At 68.9% G+C, this 315-nt stretch carries 1 protein-coding gene; it reads right to left on the bottom strand.

Features of this window, described 5'->3' with window-relative positions:
• The coding region (locus AMS65_RS00125; RefSeq protein ID WP_157501930.1) for a hypothetical protein at nt 1-194 on the bottom strand (194 nt) is incomplete at its 3' end.
• Nucleotides 195-315: the final 121 nt, after the last annotated feature.

Here is a 315-nt window from a genome sequence, read left to right as displayed (position 1 = left end):
CCACTGCTCGGTTCGCCGCCTCGCTTGCCGCTCTGCACTCCGGCCTCGGGCAGGGCCTGGTCGAGGAGCGCCGTGAAGCCGCCGGCGGCCGAGGCGTCGGAGGTGCTCGACGAGCCGAACGCCGTGCATGCGGTGAGCGGAGCAATGATGAGCGCGGCCGCGACGAGCGCGGGCAGTGATCGACGGAGGTGCATGGTCACACGATAGAGGCGAATATCGCGCTGTCGAGCGTCCGCGGCTGTGTGAATACTGCGCGTGGCCGTATCGTTACCGATGCGTCCCCTGACCCCGTCGGGTTAGGGGAGCGGAATCGTG

It is taken from the genome of Leucobacter celer subsp. astrifaciens (assembly GCF_001273835.1).
Taxonomy (GTDB): domain Bacteria; phylum Actinomycetota; class Actinomycetes; order Actinomycetales; family Microbacteriaceae; genus Leucobacter; species Leucobacter celer.
The sequence above is the reverse complement of the archived record's forward strand: the minus strand, read 5'-3'. Positions and strand labels throughout refer to the sequence as shown.